This is a genomic window from [Bacillus] selenitireducens MLS10 (genome assembly GCF_000093085.1).
Classification (GTDB): Bacteria; Bacillota; Bacilli; order Bacillales; family Salisediminibacteriaceae; genus Salisediminibacterium; species Salisediminibacterium selenitireducens.
Map to the genome: position 1 here is coordinate 1,293,510 of NC_014219.1, position 26,563 is coordinate 1,320,072.

Genomic DNA, 26,563 nt, shown 5'->3' on the forward strand with positions numbered 1-26,563 from the left:
CTAATTAAGTTTAACATTCTTTTATCTCAGATTAACCATCGAATGCCTGATTCCTTGTAAAGTTAGACATACAGAAGAAACAAGCAGAAAGGAGCCGATTTCGTGTCGATTACGTTACAAGGCATTGAAAAATCATTTGGAAACCTGCAGGCATTGACTCCGATTGATCTGACCATTAAAGGAGGCGATTTTGTCTGTCTTCTCGGTCCTTCGGGATGCGGGAAAACGACGCTTCTCCGAATCATCGGAGGACTTGAGGAATCCGATCAGGGGAGGATCAGCTTTTCAGAGCGGAAGATCTTTGATCATGATGAACGGATCAACCTTCAGCCGCAAAAGAGGAACATCGGGATGGTGTTTCAGGACTTTGCACTCTGGCCGCATATGACGGTGTTCGAAAACGTCGCATACGGGCTTCGCGCCCGGGGGAGAAAAGCGGAAGTGGAGGACAAAGTGATGGAGGCCCTCAACAACGTGCAGCTCGGCAGTTTTCATGCCCGCTATCCTCATCAGCTGTCCGGTGGTCAGCAGCAGCGCGTCGCCATTGCGAGAGCGATTGCCAATGATCCGGAGATCATTCTGATGGATGAACCGCTCAGCGCGTTGGACGCGACACTTCGTGACGAGATGCGGATTCTCCTTCAGTCACTCGTGAAAAAGCTCGGTATGACGGCGATTTATGTCACACACGATCAGCACGAAGCCATGACAATGGCCGATCAGATTGTCGTCATGAATCAGGGTCGGATCATGCAGACCGGGAGCCCGGAAGAGGTATACCGGGAACCGGAAAATGAGACCGTGGCCCGCTTCGTCGGGAAAGGCGCGATTCTTGAGGGCATGCATGCCCGTCATAACGGCATCGATTATCTCAGACTGAATCACAGAGTCCGGATCCCTGTGCCGCAAGAGAAAGCAACGGAATTCTCGGACGGGACGATGCTTACGGTTGTCATCCGTCCTGAACAGATTACTTTGAGTCAGACACCGTCAGAGTGCATGATGGCTGGCACTGTCAACACCGCAAGTTTTCTCGGCGAGCGTTATGAGATCAGCTTCACGGTGGAGGGAACGGATGAACTGATGTTTGCTTATGCGAAAGAACGGTTGAAACCGGGAGAAACGGTATACTTTCATTTGGATACAGACCGCGTTCATATTATCGAAAAGGATGGGAGCGATTATGTTGAAACAGCATAAAGGATGGATGGCCGCAGCGGCTTTGGTGACACTCGCAGCATGTGGAAATGGTGAAAATGAAGGAAATTCAGGAGGGAACGGCAGTGCTTCAGGAAATGATGACGGGGGTTCAGGAAAGCTGACGCTCTATACATCAGGACCAGGCGGTATGGCAGAACAACTCGTTGAAGCCTTTGAAGAAGAGACGGGTATTGAAGTGGACATTTTTCAGGGAACCACGGGTGATGTGCTCGGACGTCTTGAAGGAGAAGGAGCGAATCCGATTGCAGATGTTGTGGCTCTTGCGAGTATGCCCCCCGGCCATGGAGTTTAAAGAAAACGGCCTGACCTATGCCTATGAATCCGAGTACGCGGACAGTCTCCGGGACGGCTGGTATGATGACGAGTTTCATTTTTACGGATTCAGCGCAGCAGCACTGGGCCTCAGCTACAATACGAATATGGTGGATGAGCCGCCGACTGACTGGGACGGTCTCCTGGACGAGGCGTATGCAGATCAGATTGCCATTCCTGACCCGCAACAGTCCGGTACGGCCCGTGATTTTGTGGCAGCCTTTATCCAGCAGGAAGGGGACGCAGGCTGGGAGCTGATTGAGCAACTTGAAGCAAACGGCCTTCAGATGGAAGGAGCGAACAACCCGGCACTGCAGAGCGTCATCAGTGGCTCGAATGCCCTTGTAATGGCAGGGGTTGACTATATGGTCTACAACAATATTGATGCAGGAGAACCGGTGGACATCGTCTTCCCGGAGAGTGGGACGACCATTACACCGCGTCCGGCCTTTATCCTTGAAAGCTCAGAAAACAAACCGGAAGCGGAAGCCTACATCGATTTTATCCTCTCTGACAGAGGGCAGGAAATCGTCGCAGAAGCCTATCTGCTCCCGATCAGGACGGATATCCCTGCTCACGAAAACCGTGCTCAGGCAGATGACATTCCAAGCCTTGATTTTGACTGGACGTTTCTTGAAGAGAACGGACAGGATATTCTCGAACAGTTCCTAGAGGTTGTGAGATAATGATGCAGATTTTCTCTGAAAGACTGATACAGCGTTTGAACAAGGGTGCGGCACTGCTTGCTTTGGCAGTGCTCGTTCTCTTTCCCCTTGTCATGGTGCTGCTTCGCGGCGTCATGCCTGAAGGCGAGTGGCTCGGTCTGCAGGCGTTCGCCATTCTTGGTGAAGACCGGTATATCGTCATTTTCATCAATTCCATGCTTCTTGGTATGGGTGTGGTGGTGGGTGCCTCGCTTTTGGCGGCGCCTCTCGCTTATTTTATGGCAAGAACCGAGCTTCGGAATCACCGTTGGATTGACATCGTGCTGATTATTCCGTTTATGACTCCGCCGTACATTGGGGCGATGGGTTGGATTCTGTCCATGCAGCCGAATGGTTACGCCGAACAGCTCTTTCCGTTTTTGGCCGGGATCACGCCTTACTTCTTTACCTACTTTGGGATGGTGCTCGTCATGAGCCTGCATCTGTTTCCGTTTATTTACCTCATTATGCGTAACACCCTGGAGAACATCGGGGGGCGTCTTGAAGAGGCGGGGCTGATCCACGGAGGCAGTTTTTCTTACCGTCTCAGGCGCATCGTGACTCCGCTCTTTTTCTCAGGCTACAGCATGGGGGCGCTGCTCGTCTTCGTCAAAACGATCGGCGAATTCGGGACGCCGGTCACGCTTGGGAACCGGATTGGTTTCTATGTGATGACGTCTGAGATTCACCGGTATTCGTCGGTGTGGCCCCTTGATTTCGGGACTGCAGCGATTCTCTCCACGGTCCTTCTCGGGGTCAGTATGACGATCTGGTACATCCAGCAGTGGTTTATCAGCCGCCGTCACACGAAGGTCGTATCAGGAAAAGGGCAGACCCGGGCGTATAACCCGCTTGGGAAGTATCAGGTTTTCGCCTGGCTGTACCTTGCGGGCGTTTTGTTTCTTGCCATCGGTGTTCCCTACTTTTCCGTCGCCTCCACGGCCTTTATGAACATTCAGGGTGACGGCCTTGCCTGGTCGAATCTCACCTTGCGTCATTTCACGGAACTGTTTACAGGAAGCGGGCGTGAAGCGCTCTGGAACAGCGTCTGGCTTGCAGCCCTTGCGGCCACGATCAGTGTGAGCCTCGGTATCTGGTTTGCGATCCTCATCATGAAGCGAAACCGCGCGCCGGAAAAGGCAATGGATTTTCTGAGTCTTGCACCGAACACGGTTCCGGGGATCGTTGTGGTTGTCGGTCTGATCTTTTTCTGGAACGCGGCCTGGAATCCTGCAGGGATCTACAACACATGGATGATGCTTGTTCTGACGTATGTGATTCTCTATTTGCCGTTTACCGTGCAAAACATTAAAGCGATATACGGACAGATGGGGGACAGTCTCTTTCAGGCCTCGAAGATGAGTGGGGCGAGCGGGATGTATATGCTGCGGAAGATTCTTCTTCCGCTCATTGTACCAGGGATTCTCGCAGGCTGGATCATGACCTTTACGATCTCCATGCGTGAACTTGCCGGTTCGCTCATTCTCCGGCCGCCGAATATGCACACGTCCGCGACGTTTATTTATTCGCAGTTTGAACAGGGTTCTCAGGCCATCGGGATGGCGATGGCTCTCGTTTCTGTCGGACTGACGACCGTGGTGCTCATCGTTGTGGAGCATTATAAAGACAAATCCCAGGCTTACCGGGCCGGTTAAGGAGGGATTTGATGAACGTGACATCCTGCGGGGGCGTCATGGAATACGGGCGTTCGTGTTTTATCTTCGACCTCGCCGGACGGACGCTGATGGTGGACTGCGGCATCTCCAAATCGGCAGAGACGATCCTTGAGCGGTACCCGGATTTTTCTAAACGTGATCCTGCGGAGGTTGATGCCGTATTCGTGACGCATGCCCATGAAGATCACACGCTCGGACTGCCGTTTGCGGTGCGTCTCGGGCTGCATGCACCTGTGTATGCGAGTGAGACAACGATTCGTCATACGCTGACGTATTTTGCGCTCTGGCGGCATGCTGCCGAACAGACAGGCATGACGGTTCCGTACGAACAGAGTCATGAAGACAGGGTTGATTTTGTCTCGCTTCCGTCCGGAAAGGGAGACTGGCAGGAGATGCTTCCGGGCGTTGAGGTGCTTTGGGGACTGAACGGACACGCACCCGGATCCTGCTGGTACGCCTTTCGCGATCCAGTCAGTCTCGAGACGGTGTTTTTTTCCGGCGACTACACTATGTCGTCAGTTCTCATGCCTTTTGAATGGCCGCCTGCCCTTTCACCGGACCTCGCTGTGATGGACGCGGCTTACGGTGTCTGCAATACGTCTCAGAAAGAGTGTGTGAACGATGTACTCGACGTTGTTGATGCAACGATAGCCCGGGGGAAGCCCGTCGTCTTTCACGCCCCTCTCAGTGGCAAAGGGCAGGATTGGCTGTATCTCCTGAACGCGTTTGCCAATGAGCAAGGCTGTCGTTTTGAGACCGATCCTGCGCTCCTTGAGGAAACGGTGGCGCTTTTTGCTTCAGGGGAGGTCAGATCGACGGTGCTCGCTGAAACCGACCGTGCTGCCGTTGAGCAGTGTCCTGTGATCGGCACTGGCGGTTCTTCCCGGGAGATCATGCTGATCTCTGATGAGTGGCTCCTGAAGGGTGCTGCGTTTATGGATCCGGGTGCGCTCGTGATGACGACGGGTCCTGTGACGCCCTCTTTAAAAAAGTATGTGAATGATCACCGGGCGGAGCTTATGAAGCTCCCTTATCACGTGCACCCTGTCCTCGATGAGTCACGGGCTCTGATGACACATTTGCAGCCCCTTGATACGTTGTTCAGCCATGCAGATCCAAAGACCACCGCCTCCCTTGAAGAGGTGTTGATCGAACAATCAGCTTCTAAAAAAGACCGATAAACAGACGAATGCACCTCGCATTTGATCCCAATCCCCTCTATACTGGAAGAAACGGTGAATGGGAGGAATGTCTGTGAATAATCCAGCGAAAGTGGTGGTGATCGGGCCCGGTCTGATTGCAAAAGGGGCTCATATTCCCCACTATCAGAAAGATCCGCGAACGGAAGTGGTTGCTGTCAGTTCTCATTCCATGGCGTCGGCAAAAGAAGCGGCAGAAGAAACAGGCGTGCCGGGGTACTATGATGATCCGGTTCAGATGCTTGAAGCGGAAAAGCCGGATCTCGTCAGCGTATGTTCACCGAATGCATCGCACTTCGGTGACGTGATGGCGGCACTGAAGGCCGGGTGTCATGTCCTTTGCGAGAAGCCGCCGGGGGTCTCTCCCCTTGAGGCGGTGGAAATGGAACAGGCGGCGAAAGCGTCCGGCAAACATCTGCTGTACGGCTTTCAGAACCGGTTCAACCCGGCATCCATCGTGTTAAAACGCGCTGTGGAGGCCGGGGAACTCGGATTCATCTATCATGTGAACGTTACCGCCATGCGAAGACGCGGCATCCCGTCGTGGGGGTCGTATACCGACCGTGCTGAGAACGGCGGAGGCCCTTTGATGGATGTCGGGGTGCACATGATTGATCTGGCGATGTATCTGACCGGTTTTCCAAAGCCGGTGGAGGTCATGGGCGTGACCCACAGACGGCTTGGTCATAAACCGGGCGTCGGTCTTTTGGGTGCCTGGGATCCGAAATCGTTTCAGGTTGAGGATCTTGCCACAGGCCTGATCCGGTTTGAGAACGGGATGTCCATGTCCATACAGACGTCCTACGCGGCAAATATCGGGAAAGATGAGCATCTGAATGTTGAACTGCTCGGCGACCGCGGCGGAGCGGAGACGAACCCCTTTATCCTTTATCAGGAAAAGTACGGCGCGCTTTTCGATGCGAAGCCGGCTTATCTCGACGAGTCGTTTGAGAGTGACAGCCATGCCCGCCAGATCCGTCATTTCATCGATCTTGTGACGGGCAAGGCCAAACCTGTGAACGTGCCCCGTGAGGGAACCGCGATTCAGCAGATCATTGAAGCTCTGTATTTGTCAGCATCGTCAAAACAGTCCGTGTCCCTTGCCGAATAACCTTGCGTCAGGGGGTCTGACGTGTTATATTTTATACAGGCTTAGAGATATGTGGAGGTGGAACGTTTGCAAGCATTTGTATCAGTATTGCTTGTTGTTGTTTCCATCCTGTTAATCGCAGTGGTTCTATTACAGTCAGGGCGCAGCGCCGGTTTGGCAGGAGCGATTTCAGGTGGAGCAGAACAGATGGTCGGAAAGCAGAAAGCAAGAGGACTCGAAGCGGTCTTATCCCGCGTAACCGTGGTTCTCGGTGTCTTGTTTTTTGTACTGACACTCGTTGTTGCATACTATATTTAATCACACATGCGAAACAGCAGGCCTTCCGTCTGCTGTTTTTGTTTTTTTCCGGTGAAAAGGGGGAAGAGGTCTGTAAGAATGCGGTATCGCTGACGCAAAGGGCAAGGGAGTGAGTGTCATGATCGGCTGTCTCATCATACACGGTTTTGCAGGGACGAAAGAGGAGATCGCAGAGGTGGAGACGCATCTGCGAAGCAAAAACTGGCTCGTCTATACACCGGAACTGCCGGGACATACGGGCAAGAAAGAAGATCTGGCGTCGGTGACCTATATGCACTGGCTTGCCATGGCGAAGGTGGCCCTTGAAGAACTGTTTGATCGCTGTGAGAAGGTCTATGTGGTCGGCTTCTCCATGGGTGGGGTTATTGCAGCGTATCTGGCTGGCCGTTACCCCGTGGACAAACTCGTTCTGATCAGTCCTGCCGCGTACTACCTCAATCCAAAGCAGATGTTTGAGGATGTGAAAGGCTGGTTTATGGAAGGGGTTCGCGGTGAACTCGATGAGGATGAATATTTCCAGATGTACCGTAATAAAATCCGGAATGTGCCCGTTAAGGCAACGCTTGAATTTGCCAAACTGGTACAGAAGATCCGCCCGATGATGGAGGCGGTGGATGCCCCGACACTGATCGTACAGGGGCAAAAGGACGGGCTCGTCCCGCCAAAGAGTGCAGAATATATATTTGAAACGATCAGTTCGGAGGACAAGGAGCTCTACCACTTTCCAAACGCCAAACACTACATTTGGTACAGTGATGCAAAAGTCGAAATGCTTGAACGAATCGATCAGTTTCTTGAGACAAAAACGGGTGACGGGCAATCGGAAACGACACGCTCCGTAATTTGATGACGAAAGGACAGGAATCATGGTAAAAATCAATCGGCCGGAACCTTTTTTCTTTGAAGGAGGACCCCGTGCGGTCCTCCTTCTCCACGGGTTTACCGGGAACTCCGCAGACGTCCGCATGATGGGACGCTATTTAAACAAGCACGGCTATACCTGTTACGCCCCGCATATGAGCGGGCATGGTGAGCCGCCGGAAGAACTCGTAAAGACGAGAGCCGGGCAATGGTATGAAGATGTTGTTGACGCATACCGGCACCTCCAGCATAAGGGCTATACGGATATTGCCGTCGGCGGATTGTCGATGGGCGGGGTGATGAGTCTGAAGCTTGGTATGGAACATCCGGTGAAAGGGATTTTCCCGATGTGCGCCCCGATGTTTTTGAACAGTGTTGAAGAGATGCACCAGGGAGTGCTCGCCTTCGCCAAAGAATACAAAGAGCTCGACGGCATCAAAGGGGAAGCCCTTGAACGGGAAATGGCGGCCTTTGAAGGCACGCCGATCGAAACGATCAAGTCGCTGAATACCTTCATTGGTGAAGTCAAAGAAGAGATTGATTTGATCTATACCCCGACCCTTGTGGTCCAGGGCGTCAAAGATGACGTCGTGGGTCCGGAAAGTGCCGAATGGATCCACGATCATGTGGAAACCGACGATAAAAAACTGATCTGGTATAAAGAGTCCGGCCACGTCGTCACTCTCGACAAGGAGAAGGATCAGCTGCATGAAGATGTACATGCCTTCCTTGAGCGGCTTGACTGGACGGTTGGCCACGACCGTTAAACGAATGGAACATGAAAGGAGTTTGTTATGCAGGATACATTACCGGGGAAAATTCTCCACTACCTGAAACACGATGCAGCCAAACCGCAATCGATCAAGGATCTTGAACAGCACTTTGTCCTTGACGGTGCGGAAGAATACAAACTGTTAATCCAGACATTGAATGAACTTGAAGAAGCAGGGGATGTTGTCCGCACCCGGACAAACCGCTACGGCGTCCCGGAAAAAATGGATCTGATCCGGGGCACGGTCATCATGAACCCCCGCGGCTTTGCGTTCATCAAGACGGAAGAAGGCATGGATGATGTCTTCATTCCGCCGACAGAACTGAATAATGCAATGAATGATGACCTCGTGCTCGTCCGGTTTAACAGCCGTTCAAGCGGCTCGCGTCCGGAAGGGACCGTCGTGCGGATTTTGAAGCGCGGGGTCGCCCGTACCGTCGGCACTTACAGTGACGAGAAGCATTACGGTTTCGTCGTCAGTGACGACAAACGGATCCCGGCGGATATCTTCATCCCGAAAGGCCAGTCCCTTGGCGCAGTGGACGGTCATAAAGTCCTCGTCGAGGTGACGAAATACCCCGAAGGCGGCAAGAATGCCGAAGGTCACGTCATCAAAGTGCTCGGGCATAAAAACGACCCCGGGGTGGATATCCTCTCTGTGATTCATAAGCACGGTCTGCCGGGCGAATTTGCCGAAGAGACGATCGCTCACGCCAACGAGGTGCCGGAATCGATCAGTGAAGCGGATCTTGTAGGTCGCAGAGACTTGCGTGATGAAGTGATTGTGACGATTGACGGGGCGGATGCCAAGGACCTCGATGATGCGGTCCAGGTCAAGACGCTCGACAATGGCAACATGGAACTCGGCGTGCATATCGCCGACGTCTCGCACTATGTCACAGAAGGTTCAGCCATTGATACCGAGGCTTCGGAGCGGGCGACGAGCTGTTATTTGACAGACCGTGTCATCCCGATGATCCCCCATCGCCTATCGAACGGAATCTGTTCACTGAACCCGCAGGTGGACCGCCTGACGATGTCTTGCGTCATGGAAATCGATTCGGCAGGAACCGTCGTGAACCATGAGATCTTTGAAAGTGTGATCCGCACGACGGAACGGATGACCTACGATGCGGTCCGGGATATTCTCGTCGATGAGGATCCGGAGACGATCGGGCGGTATGAGGATCTCGTTCCGATGTTTAAAGAGATGGAGAAGCTCGCAGAGCGACTTCGTCGCGGCCGGTTTGACCGGGGTGCCATCGATTTTGATTTCAAAGAAGCGGAAGTCGAAGTGGACGGAGAAGGCAATCCGGTGGATGTTGTCATCCGGCAGCGAAGCGTGGCCGAGAAGCTGATTGAAGAGTTCATGCTCGCAGCCAACGAAACCGTCGCGGAGCATTTTCACTGGATGAAAGTGCCGTTTGTCTACCGGATCCACGAAGATCCTGATGAAGAGAAGCTCCAAACCTTTCTCGAGTTCATTACGAACTTTGGGTATACCGTCAAAGGGAAAGGCAACTCGATTCACCCGCGGGCTCTCCAGGAGCTGCTTGAAGAGATCAAAGGTGAACCGGAAGAGGCTGTCATCAGCCGCGTGATGCTCCGTTCGATGAAGCAGGCACGCTATGAACCGGTAAATGCCGGACACTTCGGCCTTTCATCTGAGTTCTATACCCATTTCACATCACCGATCCGCCGTTACCCGGATCTGATTGTTCATCGTCTGATTCGCACCTATCTGATCCATGGCAAAACCGATGACAAGACCATCAGTAAATGGCAGGAAGCCCTCCCTGAGATCACCCGTCATTCATCCGAGATGGAACGCCGTGCAGAGGAAGCGGAACGGGAGACCGATGAACTGAAAAAAGTGCAGTACATGATGGACAAAGTCGGAGAAGAGTTCACCGGCGTCATCAGCGGGGTAACCGGATTCGGTCTGTTTGTGGAACTGCAAAACACGATTGAAGGTCTCGTCCATGTCAGTTACCTGACGGATGATTACTATCACTACGATGAAAAACAGTACGTGATGATCGGCGAGCGGACAGGCAACGTCTTCCGGCTCGGTGATGAGATTGATGTCCGAGTCATCAGTGTCAATCAGGATGAGCGGGCCATTGACTTTGAAGTGATCGGCATGAAGCCGCGTAAAGCGTCCCGAAAGCAGCGTCCGAAAGTGATCGATGGACAGGCCGGATCAGCGGATAAGCCGAATAAAGGAAAGAAACCGGCTGTAAAACCGGATGGCAAGGCGGCAGGAGAAGGCAAAAGCAAACTTGCGAAAAAAAGGAATCGCGGTAAAAAGCGCCCGTTCTACGACAGTGCACCGAAAAAGAAAGCGAAGAAGCGGGGGAAATCATAAAACCGCCTCAGCCCCTGTCAAAGGGGCTGTTCGCCGGTTCTGTGATCTGATAAACTGATGGAAGAAGTGTTTAGAATCCACCACTGGAATGAGAAAGAAAGGATGCAGCGATCATGGCCACTTACGACAAACCAATCGCCCAAAACAAGAAAGCCAATCATGATTACCATATTGAAGAAACGTATGAAGCGGGGATGGTCCTGACGGGGACGGAGATCAAGTCGATCCGAAACCGGCGTGTGAACCTGAAAGACTCGTTTGCGAGGATTTCCAACGGAGAAGTCTGGCTCTCGAACATGCATATCAGTCCGTACGAGCAGGGGAATCGCTACAACCATGACCCTGTAAGAGCACGGAAACTGCTTCTGCATAAGAAGCAGATCGATCAGCTGATCGGCCTCACAAAGGAGAAGGGCTACACCCTCGTCCCTTTGAAGATCTACATCAAGAACGGTGTGGCCAAGGTGCTCATCGGTCTCGGAAAAGGGAAAAAGAAATACGACAAACGGGAAGATCTGAAGCGAAAGGACGCGAAGCGGGAAGTCGAACGCGCCTTTAAAGATCATCAGCTCGGCCGTTAAATCGTTTATGGTATTTGACGCATGCCATATATGTGGTATAATGGAATATACCGTTAAGGACAGTTGAATCAGCAAGCCTGATTCCTTCATCCTTGATGTCTCTCTCAAGGGGACGTTCTGGATTCGACAGGGATAGGTCGGGCTTAAGCTGCGAGTCGAGCTGAGTGTCCTCGTAAAAACGCTCACCTTGCCTACAGTTGGCAAACAAGATAACGATTTCGCTTTAGCAGCGGCGTAAAAACCCTGCTGGCGGTTCCACCCTTCATCGCCCATGTGAAGGATCTGGGACTCACTCTAAGTGGGCTACGCAGTATTCCCACCACCTGAGGGAAGACTGAAGAGATCAATCAGGTTAGCCTCAGGGACGCCTGTTCGTTGGCAGATCTGAAGGCGAATCTTCAATAAACGAACTACACTCGTAGATGCTTAGGTTGCGTTATCTCTGGACGTGGGTTCGATTCCCACCGTCTCCACCAATATTGTTATATCAATGGTTCATGGCCACTGATAACATTGGTGGTAACATGATTTCAGTTTTTATACGTTAACGGACTTGAAGCCATCCTCACACCAGAGGATGGCTTCTTTGTGCATGGGTCAGATTTGAGCGTTACAACTCAAAGCCGAACCGGCCTAATTCCCGACAGGCGTCTTCATACGCCATGTCGAGATTTGTGAGGAAGTAGAAGGTCGGATCGTCTTTCATCATTTCCCGTAAGAGACGGAACGTTTCCGGACGTTCATGCCGAATGACGGTCACCACAGCTGTGTTGGGCAAGGTGGATGACTTGGTCTTGATCTTAATAAAGGAACGAAGGAAATACTTGTACTCCATATAATCTTTTTTCCGGTCGGGATACAGCCTCAGTATGCGTTTGAACTGCTTCAGTGCGTTTTCAAGTTCCTGTTCGTGTGCCACGGCTACTCCTCCTGCATAGGATAATGTGAGTTCATGTTGCAATGTATTAAGTTTAGTATAAAACCATTTCACTTCTGTTTTCAATGATAAAACCGACTTTTGTCATGATTCAAATTCATAAATATCAATTGGAGCTATAGGGAAACGGGTGCTTTTCTTTGTTTCTGGCGGGAAAAAGAGCAAGGCGTGTCGAACATACCTACGAAGGATCATTCAGAGCACAGGGGGAGATATGTATGCTTGAGTTCAGTCTTTTTGATGAAACAGACCCGGAACTTGAAGCACAGGGGCACCTCGTGAGGCAGGTCATGAAAAAGTGCGGTGTTGAGCGCGCGGACATTGTGGCACTCGAGAGAGATGGCCCGGATTTTTTTGTGATGGTGGAAGAAAGCCGCTTTGTCCGGATGAGGCTTTGCTCAGAGCCGACTGAGAAGACGTGCTATGAGAGTGCGTCAGGTTGCGCAGAAACCGTGGGTTTTGTCACCAGGAGGCAGCTCGAGGGCGATGATTACTACAAACTGAAAGAAAAATAGCGGTCTCCGTCGTTTCGGAGACCGCTTTGTTAACCTTAGTCCATCAGCTTGGATCGACAGAGGCGCATTCGTTGTAATAATCGGCTAGGACTTCGATACCGAGATTAAAGTGATCCACAGGAAAGCTCTCATTCGGTGCGTGCAGGTTATCCTCCGGTGTGCCGAATCCGAGGAGCACGACGGGAATACCATACAGCTGATCAAAAGACTCGACCACCGGAATCGATCCGCCAAGTCGGACGAAAACCGTGTCTTTTCCAAAGGCAGACGAGAGGCAGGCCGCTGCCGACTGAATCAGCGGATGTTTCGGATCAACTTTGTAAGCACGAGCAGACAGCGGTTCACGCTTTACGTTAACATGCACGCCTTTCGGGGCGTGTTTTTTCATGTAATCAGCTAGCAGGTTTTGAATCTCATCCGGATCCTGACCCGGTACGAGGCGGCATGTCAATTTGGCCGTGGCCGTTGATGGAATAATCGTCTTCGTCCCCTCTCCCTGGTAGCCGCCAAAGATACCGTTAACCTCGAATGTCGGGCGTGCCATCGTATGTTCATTGACGGTAAAGCCTTCTTCCGGGGTGGTCTCCGGAATGCCGAGGGAACGTTTGTAATCTTCTCCTGGGGCTTCGTTCATCAGACGGCGCTCCTCTTCATCGAGATGCTCGATACCATCGTAAAACCCGGGCACGAGGACTTTTTCATTCTCGCCTTTCATGCCGGCCAAGAGCTGTGCAAGGGCCATGGCAGGGTTTTTGACCGCACCGCCGTACAGACCGCTGTGAAGGTCGCGTTTTGGCCCGGTGAGGGTGACTTCAAGGCCGGTAAAGCCTTTCAGTCCGTAAAGCATCGTTGGCTGACCGGTTTCGACCATGCCTGAATCGGACACAAGGGCGAAATCCGCTTTGAGGAGGTCCCGGTTGTCTTTTAAGAACGGATAGAGATTGGCACTGCCGATTTCCTCTTCGCCTTCAATGATCACTTTGACATTGACAGGGAGCTTCCCTTCGGTTTTCATATAGGCTTCAAAGACGGCCAGATGCATAAAGACCTGACCTTTGTCATCAGAAGCCCCTCTTGCATAGAGGCGCCCATTGCGGATCTCCGGCTCAAACGGCTCTGAATCCCACAGTTCAAGGGGTTCTGCGGGCTGGACATCATAATGGCCGTAAAAAAGCGCCGTCGGAGCATCGGGGTTGCCGATCCACTCCCCATAGACGAGGGGATGACCGCCGGTCTCCTTTATCTCAACTTTGTCAAAGCCGATTTCGTTTAAATAATCCCGGACGAATTCACCGGCTTTCAGAACGTCGTCCTTATGGGCGGATGTGGTACTGACGCTGGGGATGGAAAGAAACTCATTCAGTCTTGCCAGGTTCTGTTCTCTGTGTGTCTTCAAATACGTTTTGACCTGTTCACTCATGTCGCAAACACTCCTTCATTCGATTTAACAGGGATGTTTCAGTTTCAGTTGAACGAATACCCACTGTTTTTAATCAGATCATCGTTGGAACCATTGTCTATTTTACTATAGAGTGGACCGCTTTGTCCCTACCGGAAAACAGAAGGCGGGGACTAACTTCTGAAAAGCGTGTGTTTTCAGAAAATTGATTGCAAAAAAGGGGTGATATACGCTATGATAGACGTTATATGGCATGTGAGATTATGTACATTGACAGAAAGGGTGAATGTTGTGAGTGAGAAGGATTTGCGTCATAAAAGTAAAGTGATCAGTGAAGGGGTAAACCGGGTTCCGAACCGGTCAATGCTGCGTGCAGTCGGGTTTACCGATGAGGATTTCAAGAAACCGATGATTGGGGTTGCGAGTACGTGGAGTGAGGTCACCCCTTGTAATGTACATATTGATGCCTTGGCAAGAGATGCCAAGCTCGGAGCGGCAGAAGGCGGCGGAGCGCCGATGATCTTCAATACGATCATGGTCGCTGACGGGATTGCGATGGGGCATGAAGGCATGAGCTATTCCCTGCCGTCAAGGGAAGTCATCGCCGATTCCATTGAAACGGTTGTCGGAGCAGAAGCCCTCGACGCCGTCGTCGCCATTGGCGGTTGTGACAAAACAACGCCGGGCTGTCTCATTTCCATGGGACGGATGAATGTACCGGGCGTCTATGTGTATGGCGGTACGATCAAACCGGGGAAACTCGATGGCAAGGACATCGACATCGTCAACTCCTTCGAGGCAGTCGGTCAGTACCAGAGCGGCAAGCTTGATGAGGAAGGCCTTCATAAAGTGGAATGTTCTGCCTGCCCTGGACCGGGTTCCTGCGGCGGGATGTACACGGCAAATACAATGGCCGCAGCGGCAGAAGCGCTCGGCATGAGTATTCCAGGCTCATCATCGACGCCTGCAGTGGATGATTATAAGCATCAGGAGTGCAGGCAGGCCGGCGATCTGACGGTTCAGCTTTTGGAAAAAGACATCAAGCCCCGTGATATTATGACGAAGAAGGCGTTTGAGAATGCCATTACCGTCGTCATGGCCCTCGGCGGCTCAACAAATGCCTTCCTGCATCTTCTTGCGATTGCGAGAAGCGTTGACGTCGACTTGACGTATGATGACTTTGAACGGGTCCGCAAGAACGTCCCGCATATTGCCGATCTGAAGCCAAGCGGTCAGTATGTCATGGAAGACCTCTTCCAGGCAGGGGGCGTGCCTGGCGTGATGAAGCTGCTTCTTGAAGCCGGCCTCCTACATGGCGACTGCATGACGGTAACTGGCAAGACGATTGCCGAGAACCTTGCAGCTGCGGAACCGCTGAAAGAAGGACAAAAAGTGATTTTTCCGCTTGATAAGCCGATTAAGCCAAGCGGTCCATTGATTGTCATGAAAGGGAATCTGGCCCCTGAAGGCGGGGTTGCCAAGATGAGCGGTCAGTCGATCAGTCATTTTGAAGGTACGATCAAAGTGTATGACAGTGAGGCCGATGCGACGAAGGCCATTGAAGCGGGAGAGATCGTTGAGGGGGATGTCCTCGTCATCCGCTATGTGGGTCCAAAAGGCGGTCCGGGTATGCCGGAGATGCTCTCGATCACGGCGATGATCGTAGGTCGAGGCTTGAACGGTAAAGTCGCACTGATGACAGATGGCCGATTCTCCGGCGGTTCACACGGCTTTGTTATCGGTCATATTGCACCGGAAGCCGCAGTAGGCGGGCCGATTGCGCTGATCAAGAATGGTGACAAGGTCACGATCGATGCGGATACGCAGGAGATCAATCTGCATATTGATGAAGCGGAGTTTGAGAAGCGGAAACAGGAATGGCAGCCGAAGCCGCCGCGGTTTACGTACGGCGTGTTGAAGAAATATGCCAAACTCGTTTCGTCTTCAGCGGAAGGCGCAATTACAGACGGTAAAGAAGCCGATTGATGTAAACATTCAAAAAACAGCTTTCACCTCATCTGGGTGGAAGCTGTTTTTTAGTGCGCTAAACTATACGTCAATACGGTTCTTAACAAGAAGAAACTGGTTGCCTTTGTCTGAAGGGATCGTGTGATCCATGACCTGTTGGATAATGAATAATCCCCTGCCGCGGTCGCTCTCGGTATTTGTCTCCTGCTTACTGGAAAGATCATGGGGAAAGCCTTCGCCCTCGTCTTTGATCCGAAACAGCACGCGTTTTTTGGATACGGTGATGGTGAGGTGAACGGCTTTGTCAGGAGCCATCCGGTTTCCGTGTTCCCACGCATTATTTACGCACTCTGTCAGTGCCAGATCAACCATGAGGACATCACGCCGGCCGAAATAGTCGATCAATTTCGGCATAAGTCCTTTGATGATCACTCTGAAATCTTTCGGTTCCTCGAAACTGACGTCTAGTACCTTCATGTTTCAAGACTCCTAACACTATTTAATTTCTAAATAAATGGATGTTACATCGTCTTTTGAGCGGCCCGAAAGGCTGACACGATGTAAATACCTCAGCCAGTTATCTCGGTTCCTGGAATCAGGAAATTCGTAGTATTCGAGGGCATCAAAAAAGCCGTCAGTCCCCAGGATGAGTTGGTCACGTTTGCTGATTTTGAAAGATTTTCGTCTGAACATCGTCTGATCAAACATGCCAAGGGGCGTTCCCGGGAAGTCGCGTTTGCGGACGGTTCTTCGGTCATCGTGCAGAATATAGGGGATCCCGGCAGATATGACGTGGCATTTCATCTCGTTGAAATCGACTTCGACTATCATCGAGGCTGCGAAATCTTCAAGATCAAAATGATTCAGGTAGTACTGATTCATCCGTTTCAGTATGCCTTCAGCCGAGACGCGGTCATTTTGCACCGAGACTTCGAAAAGCGAATGGAGGGAGGCCATTTGCATCGATGTATAAATGCCGTGTCCCATAATATCAATGATATAAAGGATCAGTTTTTGGCGCTTCGGATCGTAATGATACCCGAACGAATCCCCGCTCAACTGAAAATTAGGATAATAGTAGTAAGACAGATTGAAGCGGTAATCATTCACTTTTTCCGGCAACATTTTCCGCTGGAGCTTTGAGGCTTTCTCGAGTTCAAGAAGGAGCCGGGCAGATTCGGATACGTCACGGCCGATGCAAATGAGGCCAATTACCTCGGTCTTCCTACTGTAACGGGGTACCATTCGCCACTCAATCGGTCCCTTTTTTTCGTTCAGGGCATCGCGATACGTGCAAAAGGAAATTTCCCGGTTCGCAAGGATCTCACGACGGATCTCCGCCCACTGTTTTTCAGGCCAGCAAAACAGGTCTGTAACAGGCATGTCCTTCAGCGTGCCGGCCTTTGATTTCGCGAAATTGGTAATAAAAGCCTCGTTCCAGTGTGTAATGTTCCCGTCGAGTGAAATCTCGATTCCGGGAGAATTGTTTTGCTGTAACCAGGGATTTTCCAGTGGTGCAGGTGCCTGTTCGTCCGCTGTGGAACTCAGGACGGTTCCTGCGGCTTCGAGCATAGGCGAATGCATGTCAAATCCCAAATGTGGCGGATGTCCACTGGGCACGATAATCCCTCCTTTCAGAAATGTGTTTTAAAGAAACAGGCTTTCCCGTCAGTCAAAATCAAATACGGAAGTAAGCCTCGTCATTTCAAATACTTCGTAGACTGCCCCTTTGGCGTGTCTGATTTTCATCTGGCCGCCACGCTCTTTCGTGCGCTTGTGTGCGGCAACCAAAATCCCGAGTCCTGCAGAGTCGATAAAGGAAAGACGGTCCATATCAATGATGAACATTTTGTAGCCTTCCTCAATCTTCTCATACAGTTTTTCCCGAAGATCCGCAGCATCGGTAACGGTAAGTTCATCATAAAGGGTGACGAGGACTTTGTCCTCATGGATGGTAAGGTCTTTGATCATAATGGAGACGCTCCTCTGTCAGTATTTTTTCTGTTTTCTATACCCCTGAAATGGCGATGTAAACCCCTTCAAAGAAGATGGATGCCCTACTTTGGGCTTACAGGCTGGTTTTTCAGGTATTATGCATCAAGAAGCGGGATGTCAATGGTCACAGCTGTACCGGTCCCCTCTTCAGACTCAAAGTGGATATCCCCATCGTGAAGTTCCACAATCTGTTTTACGATGGAGAGGCCGATGCCGACACCGCCTTTTTCCCGGGTTCTTGATTTTTCAACTCTGAAAAACCGCTCCGTCAAAAATGGAATCTGTTCTTTTGGAATTCCCTGCCCGTTATCCTCTACGGTAATGGACGCCATGCCTATTTTTTCGATTGCACTGACGGTAATATGGCCGCCTGAACCGGTGTAGGAAGAGGCATTGTCCAGGAGATTGATAAAAATTTGCAGGAGCCTGTCTTCAATGCCGTTGACGATAAGGCCGTCATCGAGGTTTAACGTCAGGGACTGTTCTTTATCCGAGCGCTTCAGCTTTGTATTCCGTGCGGCCTCTTCAATAATCTCCGAGAGGACGAGAGGTGAAAATGAAAGTTCAGTGCGTTCGACTTTTTCCAGTTTGGTCAGATCAATCAGCTGATTCACCAGCCGGTTCATCCGGTGCGCTTCCCTGTGGATGATGACGGCATATTCACTGTTGGCAGACTGTTCCCTGCACTGGTTTTCGAGCAATTCGCTGTATCCCTGAATATAGCTGAGCGGTGTTCGGAGTTCGTGGGAGATGTTCTGGATGAAAGCACGCTTCTTCTCATCTTCCGTATCGAGGGCATTGGCGAGCTGTCTGAAGGAGACAGCCAGATCACTCAGTTCATTTTCCACATCCAGTTCGATTGGCGTATCAAATTTACCTTTTGCAAGTTCTTTTGCGGCCGTCTCGAGAGCAATGATCAGGGAAATGAAATCTTTTTGGACACGATTCATGATGATAAACAAAAACAAAATAAAAAGCAAACCAATAATCACAACAAAAGGAAGGATCTGAAAGAATGCTGTCTGAATCTCCTCGACCGGCCTGTACAGGAGAATGACCGAATGGAGATAACCGTCTTCCATCACCGGCGCCACTTTACCGAGGATGCGGGCATCGATATTCTCGTGATCCCGGAGGATGGTTATGACGTTGCCGTTTAAAAGCTGATTGCGTTCAAGCTGATTGATGATGAGTTCCTCTTCAGGATTCTCAAGGGGAATCGCTGCGCCGAGCATCATCGGATCGTCGGACACGATCCCTTCCATCGGTGTCGAGGCTGTCGTCCATTCGAGACGTTCCTCAAACGCCTCCATGGTGTCATCGGTATATAAAGCATGAAGCGCTGTGATTTGTTCTTCAAGGAAACGCGCTTCAGCTTCGAGATACAGATTGTCGTATAAATAAAAGGTGACGGAAACAACGAGTCCCGTCACGATGGTTATAAACAAAAGGAAAATAAAGCGCGCCTTCTGTTTCATGGAATAGTACCTTTTCATCGGGGAATCTCCAGCTTGTAGCCAATCCCCCAAACGGTCTGGATATGCGCAGAGGCGTCCCGCAGCTTCAGTCGGAGCGTCTTGACATGGGTATCAACGGTGCGGGAGGATGCACTGAGGTAATCCATGCCCCAGATCGCCTCAAGCAGCTGTTCTCTGGAGAATACCTGTTCAGGATGACGGATGAAGAGCTCAAGCATTTCAAACTCCTTCTTTGTCAAAGAGACAGGGTTTTTGTTTACTGTCACTTTTTTGGATCGGGTGTTCAATGTGATGATATCAAAGCTGTATTGGCCGTCGTCGCTGGAAGAAGTCTGGGCCTGTCCGATATTCGGATAAGCATCTGAACGGCGGAGAATGGCTTCCATTCTTGCGAGGAGCTCATTGCGACCGAAAGGTTTAGTCAAATAATCATCGGCGCCTGCTCTCAGCCCGTCCACTTTATCGGATTCTTCGGACTTGGCTGTCAGCATCAGTACCGGCAGTCCGGACTGTTTTCTCAGAATATCAAGGGTTTCATAGCCATCGAGTTTTGGCATCATCACGTCGAGAATCACAAAATGAATCTTGTGATACTCAATCCGTTGAATCGCCTCAAATCCGTCGGCGGCCTCAAGGACGTGATAGCCTTCATTTGTGAGGATATTTCGAATCATTTCTCTCATTTGTTCTTCGTCGTCTACAATCAGTACGGTAATCGGTTGTTCAGTCATTGTCGGTTCCCTCCAATACGATCATTGAGTGCGGCCCCGGCTTAACGGGGATGGTGTGAATTGTTTCCAGTGTTTTGCTGTCAAGCCTGATCAGTTCATGACCGTCCAGCGTGGTGACGAGGTATTCATCGTAATACCTCAGTCCAAAGTAAGGATTAAAAGAGACTTCTTTGGAGTGAACAACGGTCTCTGTTTCTTTATCAATAGCAGCTATCGAGTGAGAACCGTGGTTGATGGCTATGATATCGTCTTGTTTGTCAATATAATCAATGACAACCGGCATCAGACCTGTTTCAACGGTATTTGTCAGCCGGTGATTCTCCAGAGACACGATATGCACATCACGATTCAGCTCGCCACCGGTTCCATGGCCGCCGATATACAAGGAATCACCTTGGATTCTCAGCCCGTTCGGACGGTCGAGGACGTGGAAGGCATCGATCAGTTCAAGTGTGTGACGGTCAAAGACCTGAATGATATGATCATACACATTGGACACATACAATCTGTCCCGGCCGGGATCGTAGGCAATGGAGCTTGGGTGTTCACCGGTTTTAAAAGTATCAATCTGCATGCGATCTGTCCCGTCCTCACAGTAGATTATGCGATAGATTTCGTTATGAAGGGGGTTGGTGGCATAAAGTTCCATCGTTTCCGGAATATAATGAAGATCGTTGATGCCTTCTCTCAGATCTGTCAGTGTCTCAAATGACCTGTTCACCTTATTATAATACATAATTTCACTTTCGCCCTGTCCTGCGATGATCACGGTATCCATATGATCGAGATAGACCATATCCGATATGATAAATGGCATTTCTTCCTCAAACACAATGCTGTTCGTATCAAGATCCACCAGGGTCAGCGTCGGTTCTTTAATATGCGCAATCAGAACGGCATCACCGTCTGTTACGTCCAACCGGATCTCATTGCTATTGTTTCCGCAGGAAAACCCCGTGAAAACGAGCATAGAGATCAACAGGCAAATTTGGCTGAAAGGCATGTGCAGCCATCCTCCTCTCGACTCAATCGATCAGTCTCTTCTTATTTTACATGGAAATTGAAAAGAAATTGTGAAAAAACACAAGATTGTTAAAATCTTTGCTTTTTCATTTATTTCATAAAAAAATAAAGGAATTCTATCACATTTCATGAGTATATATGGTATTCTGTATGAGGCGTATACATGAATCAGCAAAGAAATTAAAAAGAGGTGCATGACATGTTTCGAACGATTAAGAATATTTTCTCCGTGGGCGACCTGCGGAACAAGATCTTTTTTACACTGGCAATCCTGTTTGTATTCCGAATTGGTACACACATTCCGGCCCCGGGTGTTAATGCCGATGTGCTTGATTTTGAGGGATTGGCAGCCCTTGGCTTTTTGAATACATTTGGCGGTGGTGCTCTTGAGAACTTCTCCATTTTCGCAACGGGGATCATGCCGTATATCACGGCTTCGATCATCGTGCAGCTGTTACGGATGGATGTTGTGCCTAAATTTGCCGAATGGGCAAAAGAAGGGGACCAGGGGCGAAAGAAGCTTGCCCAGGTGACCCGTTATGGAACGGTAGTGATCGCGTTTGTTCAGGCTTTGGGACTCTCTTTCGGGTTTAACAATATCATGCCCGGACTCGTGCCGAATCCGTCTTTCACGACGTATATGATCATCGCACTGACGCTCACGGCAGGTACGGCTTTTCTGCTTTGGCTCGGTGAACAGATTACGGCACACGGTGTCGGAAACGGGATATCCCTCCTGATCTTCGCAGGGATTGCAGCGGGGATTCCGGGCGGGGCGACCCAGCTGTATACGATGTACATCTATGACGCTGGAGATCAGCTCTTTATCAATCTGATGATTGTCCTTCTGATTCTCCTTGCTATTATTGTTGTTGTCATCGGGGTTATCTTCGTGCAACAGGCCATCCGTAAGGTGCCGGTTCAGTATGCGAAGCGTCTTGGCTCAGGCGGTCAACCGCGTGGCGGCCAAAGCTCCCATATTCCGTTGAAGGTAAACTCTGCAGGGGTTATTCCGGTTATCTTTGCCATGTCCCTCTTTATTTTCCCACCGACCATCGCCAATTTCTTTGGCGCTGAGTCTGCGTTCGGACAATGGGTCGTGCAGGCATTTGACTACACGAATACGATCGGGATGTCTGTTTATGTCCTCCTGATCATCGGGTTTACGTATTTCTATACGTTCGTTCAGATGAATCCGGAACAGATGGCGGAGAACCTGAAGAAGCAGAACGGCTTTATTCCAGGGATCCGTCCAGGGAAAACGACGGAGAAGTACATTACTCGCACGTTGTACCGACTGACGTTTGTCGGAGCGCTGTTCCTGGCATCCGTATCGATTCTTCCGATGCTGTTGACGCGTTTTGCAGGATTACCGCCTGCAATCCAGATCGGCGGTACGGGTCTTCTCATCGTGGTGGGTGTAGCCCTCGATACGATGAAGCGGATCGAGAGTCAGTTGATTGACCGACGCTATACAGGATTTATGAGAAAACAGTCATAATGAACCGAAGAATCAAGGGCAGGCCGTCTGGTCTGTCCTTGTTATTATGTTGGACAGCGGGAGAAAACGGGGCACAGGGAAAAAAATAAAGAAATTTAACAGTTTCTCTTGCACAGTTCGATGAAATTCTTTATAGTTATAAATGTAAACACTTTGTGACACTTTCAACCGCGCGAGAGCGCAAAAAAATTTTGATTACAAAATGAATGAGTATTCATTCAAATGGGGAGAAGGAGGTACTTCATGATTAACCGTATTGGTAAAGTGGCCGTATTGGGATCAGGTATCATGGGTTCCGGCATCGCAGCACATTTGGCGAATGTAGGGATCCCGTCGATTTTGTTCGACATTGTTCCTCGTGAACTGACGGACGCAGAAAAGAAAAAGGGACTGACCCTTGAAGATGAAGCCGTCCGCAACAGACTCGCAGCTGAATCGATCCAGAAACTGAAGAAGCAAAAGCCGGCGCCGCTGGCGAAGAAAGCCAACATCGACATGATCGAGGCTGCCAACATGGAAGACCACATGGAACGCTTACAGGAAGTGGACTGGATTGTGGAAGTGGTTGTCGAAAATCTTGAGATCAAACAGAAAGTATTTGCAAACGTGGAAAAGCATCGTAAAGAAGGAAGTATCGTCAGCTCGAACACATCCGGTATTTCCGTTGAAGCAATGGCGGAAGGGCGTTCCGACGACTTCAAAAAGCATTTTATCGGGACACACTTTTTTAACCCGCCACGCTATTTGAAGCTGCTTGAAATCATTCCGACGAAAGATACAAGCCCGGAAGTAATGAGTTTCATGCGCGCCTTTGGTGAGGATACGCTCGGTAAAGGAATTGTCGAAGCGAAGGACACCCCGAACTTTATCGGGAACCGGATCGGGACATACGGGCTGCTCGTCACTGTTCGTGAAATGGTGAAAGGCGGCTATTCTGTCGGAGAAGTGGATTCTGTAACCGGACCGTCACTTGGCCGTCCGAAGAGTGCCACATTCCGTACCCTGGACGTCGTTGGCCTTGACACATTCCTTCATGTTGCGAAGAACGTGTATGACAAAGACGAAGGTGACGAACAGGACGTCTTTGACCCGCCTGCCTTCATGCGCGAGATGAATGAGAAAAAGATGCTCGGAAGCAAGACAGGCAAGGGTTTTTATTACAAAAAGAAAACCGAATCAGGCAGTGAAATCCTTGAACTCGATTATGAAACAATGGAGTATGTTGAACGCAAGAAACTGAAAGCGCCTTCAGTCCAGCAGAGTAAGCAGGCGAAGGGAAAGGCCAATAAGCTTAAGGCGTTGGTGTATGCCGATGACCGTGCGGGCGAACTGGTCTGGAACATTTTGAAGCCGACGCTCATCTATGCGGCTGAGAAAGCGGAAGAGATTGCAAACAACATCCGTGACATCGATAACGCGATGAAATGGGGCTTTGGCTGGGAGCTCGGCCCGTTTGAGACGTGGGACGCGATTGGCGTTGAGAAATCCGTTGCCAAAATGAAAGAAGACGGTGACTCGGTTCCACAGTGGGTGGAGGACATGCTCGCATCCGGCAAGACGTCCTTCTACGAGAGCCGGACTTCATACTTCCACAAAGGGGACTATGTGGAAGCGGAGATCAATCCGAAGGAAATTCATATCAAAACCCTGAAAGAAAATGAATCTAACATCATCCTGAAAAATGCCGGTGCCTCACTCGTGGATCTTGGAGACGATATTGCCGTACTTGAGTTCACTTCGCCGAACAATTCCATCGGACTCGACGTACTGCAGATGATCAAAAAGTCCGTAGATGAAGTGGAGAAGAACTACAAAGGGCTCGTCATCAATAACCAGGGCAAGAACTTCTGTGTCGGGGCGAACTTGATGATGATCCTCATGGAAGCGCAGGATATGAACTTCCCTGAACTCGATCTCGTCATCCGGCAGTTCCAGCAGTCGATGGCCCGCATCCGCTACTCGGCCAAACCGGTCATTGCGGCACCGTTCCAGATGACCCTCGGTGGCGGAACGGAAGTCAGTTTGCCGGCAGCGAAGATTCAGGCATCACCGGAGACGTATATGGGACTCGTTGAAGGCGGTGTCGGTCTGATTCCTGGCGGTGGAGGTAACAAAGAACTGTATATCCGCGAAATCAACCGTCTTCCTGAAGGGGCAAGCATTGACCTGCAGGCTGTTGCGAACAAAGTGTTCGAAACGATCGCCATGGCTAAGGTCAGTACCAGCGGACAGGAAGCGGAAGAGCTCGGATTCATCAGGCCGCAGGACGGGATCAGCGTCAATCAGGATCATCTGTTGCATGATGCCAAGATGGAAGCACTCCATCTCTTCAACCAGGGCTATACGCCGCCGAAGCGTGACAAGATCCCTGTTGTCGGTGAAACGGGCTATGCAACCATGCTTCTCGGTGCGAAATCGCTCAGGTTTGGCAACTACATTTCCGATCATGACCTGAAGATTGCCGACAAGCTCGCATTTGTACTCGCAGGGGGACGTGTTCCAAAGGGATCGAAGGTGGATGAACAATATTTACTGGATCTTGAACGTGAAGCATTCCTGAGCCTCGTTGGGGAACCGAAAACCCAGCAGCGTATGCAGCATATGCTGACGAAGGGCAAACCGCTTCGCAACTGATTCTATCTGTAAATGAACCCGATGCATGCATATTGAAAAGTGGGGGACGGCTCACGAAGAGCCGTTCTCCAAAAGGAGGGGAATTTCTTGAAAGAAGCTGTTATCGTTTCAGGTGCAAGGACACCTGTAGGAAAAGCGAAAAAAGGAACGCTTGCTCACGTGAGACCGGACGATCTCGGAGCATTGACCATCAAGGAAACGCTGAAACGTGCCAACGATTTTGACCCGTCCCGCATTGAGGACGTGATCATCGGTTGTGCTATGCCGGAGGCGGAACAGGGCATGAACATGGCCCGAAATATCTCCGCACTGGCGGGAATCCCGGAACAGGTACCGGCGATTACCGTTAATCGCTACTGTTCATCAGGGCTGCAGAGCATTGCCTACGCGGCAGAGCGGATCATGCTCGGTAAAGCTTCTGCCATCATCGCAGGCGGAGCGGAATCCATGACGATGATCCCGATGGGCGGACATGTCATTGCGCCCAACCCGACGCTCGTTGATCAGGCGCCGGAGTATTACATGGGGATGGGGAATACGGCCGAAGAAGTGGCCGAACGCTATGGCGTAAGCCGCGAAGATCAGGATGCCTTTGCCGTTGAGAGTCATAAACGTGCGGCGAATGCCATCAAAGAAGGTAAGTTTAAAGATGAGATTGTTCCGGTACCGGTGACGCACCGTTATGTGGATGACAATCATAAACTGGTAGAGAAAGAAGTTCTGTTTGATACCGACGAAGGCGTGCGGACAGATACGACCATGGAAGGCCTTGCGAAACTGAGACCGGCTTTTAATCAGGCTGGCGGTACTGTTACGGCAGGGAATGCATCACAGATGAGTGACGGCGCTGCGTCGGTACTTGTCATGGACAAAGAAACCGCCGAAAAGGAAGGCCTTCAGCCAATGGCCAAATTCCTCGCTTATGAAGTGGCGGGTGTTGCACCTGATGTGATGGGGATCGGCCCTGTTGAAGCGATTCCAAAGGCGCTCAAATCCGCAGGTCTTGATTTCGGTGACATCGGTCTGTATGAATTGAATGAAGCTTTTGCATCCCAGTCGCTGCAAGTTATTCGTGAACTCGGCCTCGACCCGGAGAAAGTCAACGTCAACGGTGGAGCCATTGCACTCGGTCATCCGCTCGGCTGCACAGGCACCAAGCTTACTTTGAGCCTTCTTCATGAAATGAAGCGAAGAGGCGAAAAGTACGGAGTTGTGACGATGTGTATCGGCGGCGGTATGGGCGCAGCAGGCGTGTTTGAACTGATGTAACACCAATCCAA

At 50.7% G+C, this 26,563-nt stretch carries 24 protein-coding genes and 1 other RNA gene; 17 read left to right on the top strand and 8 right to left on the bottom strand.

Annotation, left to right across the window (positions count from 1 at the left end; all coding sequences use genetic code 11):
• Positions 1 to 102 precede the first annotated feature (102 nt).
• From BSEL_RS05765 to ssrA, 12 genes are all read left to right on the top strand, one after another.
• Positions 103 to 1,200, top strand: a complete 1,098-nt coding sequence (locus tag BSEL_RS05765; RefSeq protein ID WP_013172061.1) for an ABC transporter ATP-binding protein — start codon at positions 103 to 105, stop codon at positions 1,198 to 1,200.
• On the top strand, positions 1,184 to 1,513 hold the full coding sequence (locus tag BSEL_RS17030; RefSeq protein ID WP_049773628.1) for a type 2 periplasmic-binding domain-containing protein: 330 nt from the start codon (positions 1,184 to 1,186) through the stop codon (positions 1,511 to 1,513). The genes BSEL_RS05765 and BSEL_RS17030 overlap by 17 nt, the downstream gene beginning before the upstream one ends.
• Positions 1,470 to 2,219 (top strand): extracellular solute-binding protein, encoded by a 750-nt coding sequence (locus tag BSEL_RS05770; RefSeq protein ID WP_232970511.1) that lies wholly within the window; start codon positions 1,470 to 1,472, stop codon positions 2,217 to 2,219. Before BSEL_RS17030 ends, BSEL_RS05770 begins: the two co-directional genes overlap by 44 nt.
• Positions 2,219 to 3,892, top strand: coding sequence for an ABC transporter permease (locus BSEL_RS05775; protein WP_013172062.1), 1,674 nt, complete (start codon positions 2,219 to 2,221; stop codon positions 3,890 to 3,892). Before BSEL_RS05770 ends, BSEL_RS05775 begins: the two co-directional genes overlap by 1 nt.
• A gap of 11 nt (positions 3,893 to 3,903) precedes the next feature.
• Positions 3,904 to 5,094, top strand: coding sequence for an MBL fold metallo-hydrolase (locus BSEL_RS05780; protein WP_013172063.1), 1,191 nt, complete (start codon positions 3,904 to 3,906; stop codon positions 5,092 to 5,094).
• 73 nt (positions 5,095 to 5,167) lie between these two features.
• Entirely contained in the window at positions 5,168 to 6,223 is a 1,056-nt protein-coding gene (locus BSEL_RS05785; RefSeq protein WP_013172064.1) for a Gfo/Idh/MocA family protein, read from the top strand.
• 66 nt (positions 6,224 to 6,289) lie between these two features.
• A complete protein-coding gene (gene secG / locus BSEL_RS05790) occupies positions 6,290 to 6,520 on the top strand; it encodes a preprotein translocase subunit SecG (RefSeq protein WP_013172065.1) in 231 nt (76 codons plus the stop codon).
• Between the two features lie 118 nt (positions 6,521 to 6,638).
• Positions 6,639 to 7,367 carry an alpha/beta hydrolase gene (locus BSEL_RS05795; protein WP_013172066.1) on the top strand — a complete coding sequence of 243 codons (729 nt, stop codon included), beginning with the start codon at positions 6,639 to 6,641 and terminating at the stop codon, positions 7,365 to 7,367.
• A 19-nt stretch (positions 7,368 to 7,386) separates the two neighbouring features.
• Positions 7,387 to 8,148, top strand: a complete 762-nt coding sequence (locus BSEL_RS05800) for an alpha/beta hydrolase (protein WP_013172067.1) — start codon at positions 7,387 to 7,389, stop codon at positions 8,146 to 8,148.
• Between the two features lie 27 nt (positions 8,149 to 8,175).
• A complete protein-coding gene (gene rnr / locus BSEL_RS05805; protein WP_013172068.1) occupies positions 8,176 to 10,521 on the top strand; it encodes a ribonuclease R in 2,346 nt (781 codons plus the stop codon).
• Positions 10,522 to 10,634: 113 nt separating this feature from the next.
• Entirely contained in the window at positions 10,635 to 11,102 is a 468-nt protein-coding gene (gene smpB / locus BSEL_RS05810; protein WP_013172069.1) for an SsrA-binding protein SmpB, read from the top strand.
• A 108-nt stretch (positions 11,103 to 11,210) separates the two neighbouring features.
• Positions 11,211 to 11,578: a transfer-messenger RNA gene (gene ssrA, locus BSEL_RS17475) on the top strand.
• A 134-nt stretch (positions 11,579 to 11,712) separates the two neighbouring features.
• Here ssrA and BSEL_RS05815 read toward each other — a convergent pair.
• Entirely contained in the window at positions 11,713 to 12,021 is a 309-nt protein-coding gene (locus BSEL_RS05815) for a hypothetical protein (RefSeq protein ID WP_013172070.1), read from the bottom strand.
• A gap of 236 nt (positions 12,022 to 12,257) precedes the next feature.
• On the opposite strand from BSEL_RS05815, the gene BSEL_RS05820 reads away from it, so the two are divergent.
• Entirely contained in the window at positions 12,258 to 12,554 is a 297-nt protein-coding gene (locus BSEL_RS05820) for a hypothetical protein (protein ID WP_013172071.1), read from the top strand.
• Positions 12,555 to 12,597: 43 nt separating this feature from the next.
• On the opposite strand, the gene BSEL_RS05825 is transcribed toward BSEL_RS05820, so the two are convergent.
• Complete coding sequence (locus BSEL_RS05825) at positions 12,598 to 13,974, bottom strand: dipeptidase (RefSeq protein ID WP_013172072.1); 1,377 nt, start codon at positions 13,972 to 13,974, stop codon at positions 12,598 to 12,600.
• A 213-nt stretch (positions 13,975 to 14,187) separates the two neighbouring features.
• On the opposite strand from BSEL_RS05825, the gene ilvD reads away from it, so the two are divergent.
• Positions 14,188 to 15,939 carry a dihydroxy-acid dehydratase gene (gene ilvD / locus BSEL_RS05830; protein WP_013172073.1) on the top strand — a complete coding sequence of 584 codons (1,752 nt, stop codon included), beginning with the start codon at positions 14,188 to 14,190 and terminating at the stop codon, positions 15,937 to 15,939.
• 63 nt (positions 15,940 to 16,002) lie between these two features.
• Here the strand turns inward: ilvD and BSEL_RS05835 are convergent, their stop codons facing one another.
• From BSEL_RS05835 to BSEL_RS05860, 6 genes are all read right to left on the bottom strand, one after another.
• A complete protein-coding gene (locus tag BSEL_RS05835; RefSeq protein ID WP_013172074.1) occupies positions 16,003 to 16,398 on the bottom strand; it encodes an ATP-binding protein in 396 nt (131 codons plus the stop codon).
• Positions 16,399 to 16,416: 18 nt separating this feature from the next.
• On the bottom strand, positions 16,417 to 17,541 hold the full coding sequence (locus BSEL_RS05840) for a SpoIIE family protein phosphatase (protein ID WP_013172075.1): 1,125 nt from the start codon (positions 17,539 to 17,541) through the stop codon (positions 16,417 to 16,419).
• A 48-nt stretch (positions 17,542 to 17,589) separates the two neighbouring features.
• The gene (locus BSEL_RS05845; protein ID WP_013172076.1) at positions 17,590 to 17,892 is read right to left on the bottom strand and encodes an STAS domain-containing protein; all 303 of its coding nucleotides are present in this window, start codon (positions 17,890 to 17,892) and stop codon (positions 17,590 to 17,592) included.
• A gap of 119 nt (positions 17,893 to 18,011) precedes the next feature.
• Positions 18,012 to 19,412, bottom strand: a complete 1,401-nt coding sequence (locus BSEL_RS05850) for a sensor histidine kinase (protein ID WP_013172077.1) — start codon at positions 19,410 to 19,412, stop codon at positions 18,012 to 18,014.
• Positions 19,409 to 20,125 (bottom strand): response regulator transcription factor, encoded by a 717-nt coding sequence (locus BSEL_RS05855; protein WP_013172078.1) that lies wholly within the window; start codon positions 20,123 to 20,125, stop codon positions 19,409 to 19,411. The genes BSEL_RS05850 and BSEL_RS05855 overlap by 4 nt, the downstream gene beginning before the upstream one ends.
• Positions 20,118 to 21,128 (bottom strand): YncE family protein, encoded by a 1,011-nt coding sequence (locus BSEL_RS05860; protein WP_013172079.1) that lies wholly within the window; start codon positions 21,126 to 21,128, stop codon positions 20,118 to 20,120. The genes BSEL_RS05855 and BSEL_RS05860 overlap by 8 nt, the downstream gene beginning before the upstream one ends.
• 219 nt (positions 21,129 to 21,347) lie before the next feature.
• On the opposite strand from BSEL_RS05860, the gene secY reads away from it, so the two are divergent.
• From secY to BSEL_RS05875, 3 genes are all read left to right on the top strand, one after another.
• Positions 21,348 to 22,649, top strand: coding sequence for a preprotein translocase subunit SecY (gene secY / locus BSEL_RS05865; protein ID WP_013172080.1), 1,302 nt, complete (start codon positions 21,348 to 21,350; stop codon positions 22,647 to 22,649).
• A gap of 243 nt (positions 22,650 to 22,892) precedes the next feature.
• Positions 22,893 to 25,283, top strand: a complete 2,391-nt coding sequence (locus BSEL_RS05870) for a 3-hydroxyacyl-CoA dehydrogenase/enoyl-CoA hydratase family protein (protein ID WP_013172081.1) — start codon at positions 22,893 to 22,895, stop codon at positions 25,281 to 25,283.
• Positions 25,284 to 25,370: 87 nt separating this feature from the next.
• Positions 25,371 to 26,552 (top strand): acetyl-CoA C-acetyltransferase, encoded by a 1,182-nt coding sequence (locus BSEL_RS05875; RefSeq protein WP_013172082.1) that lies wholly within the window; start codon positions 25,371 to 25,373, stop codon positions 26,550 to 26,552.
• Positions 26,553 to 26,563: the final 11 nt, after the last annotated feature.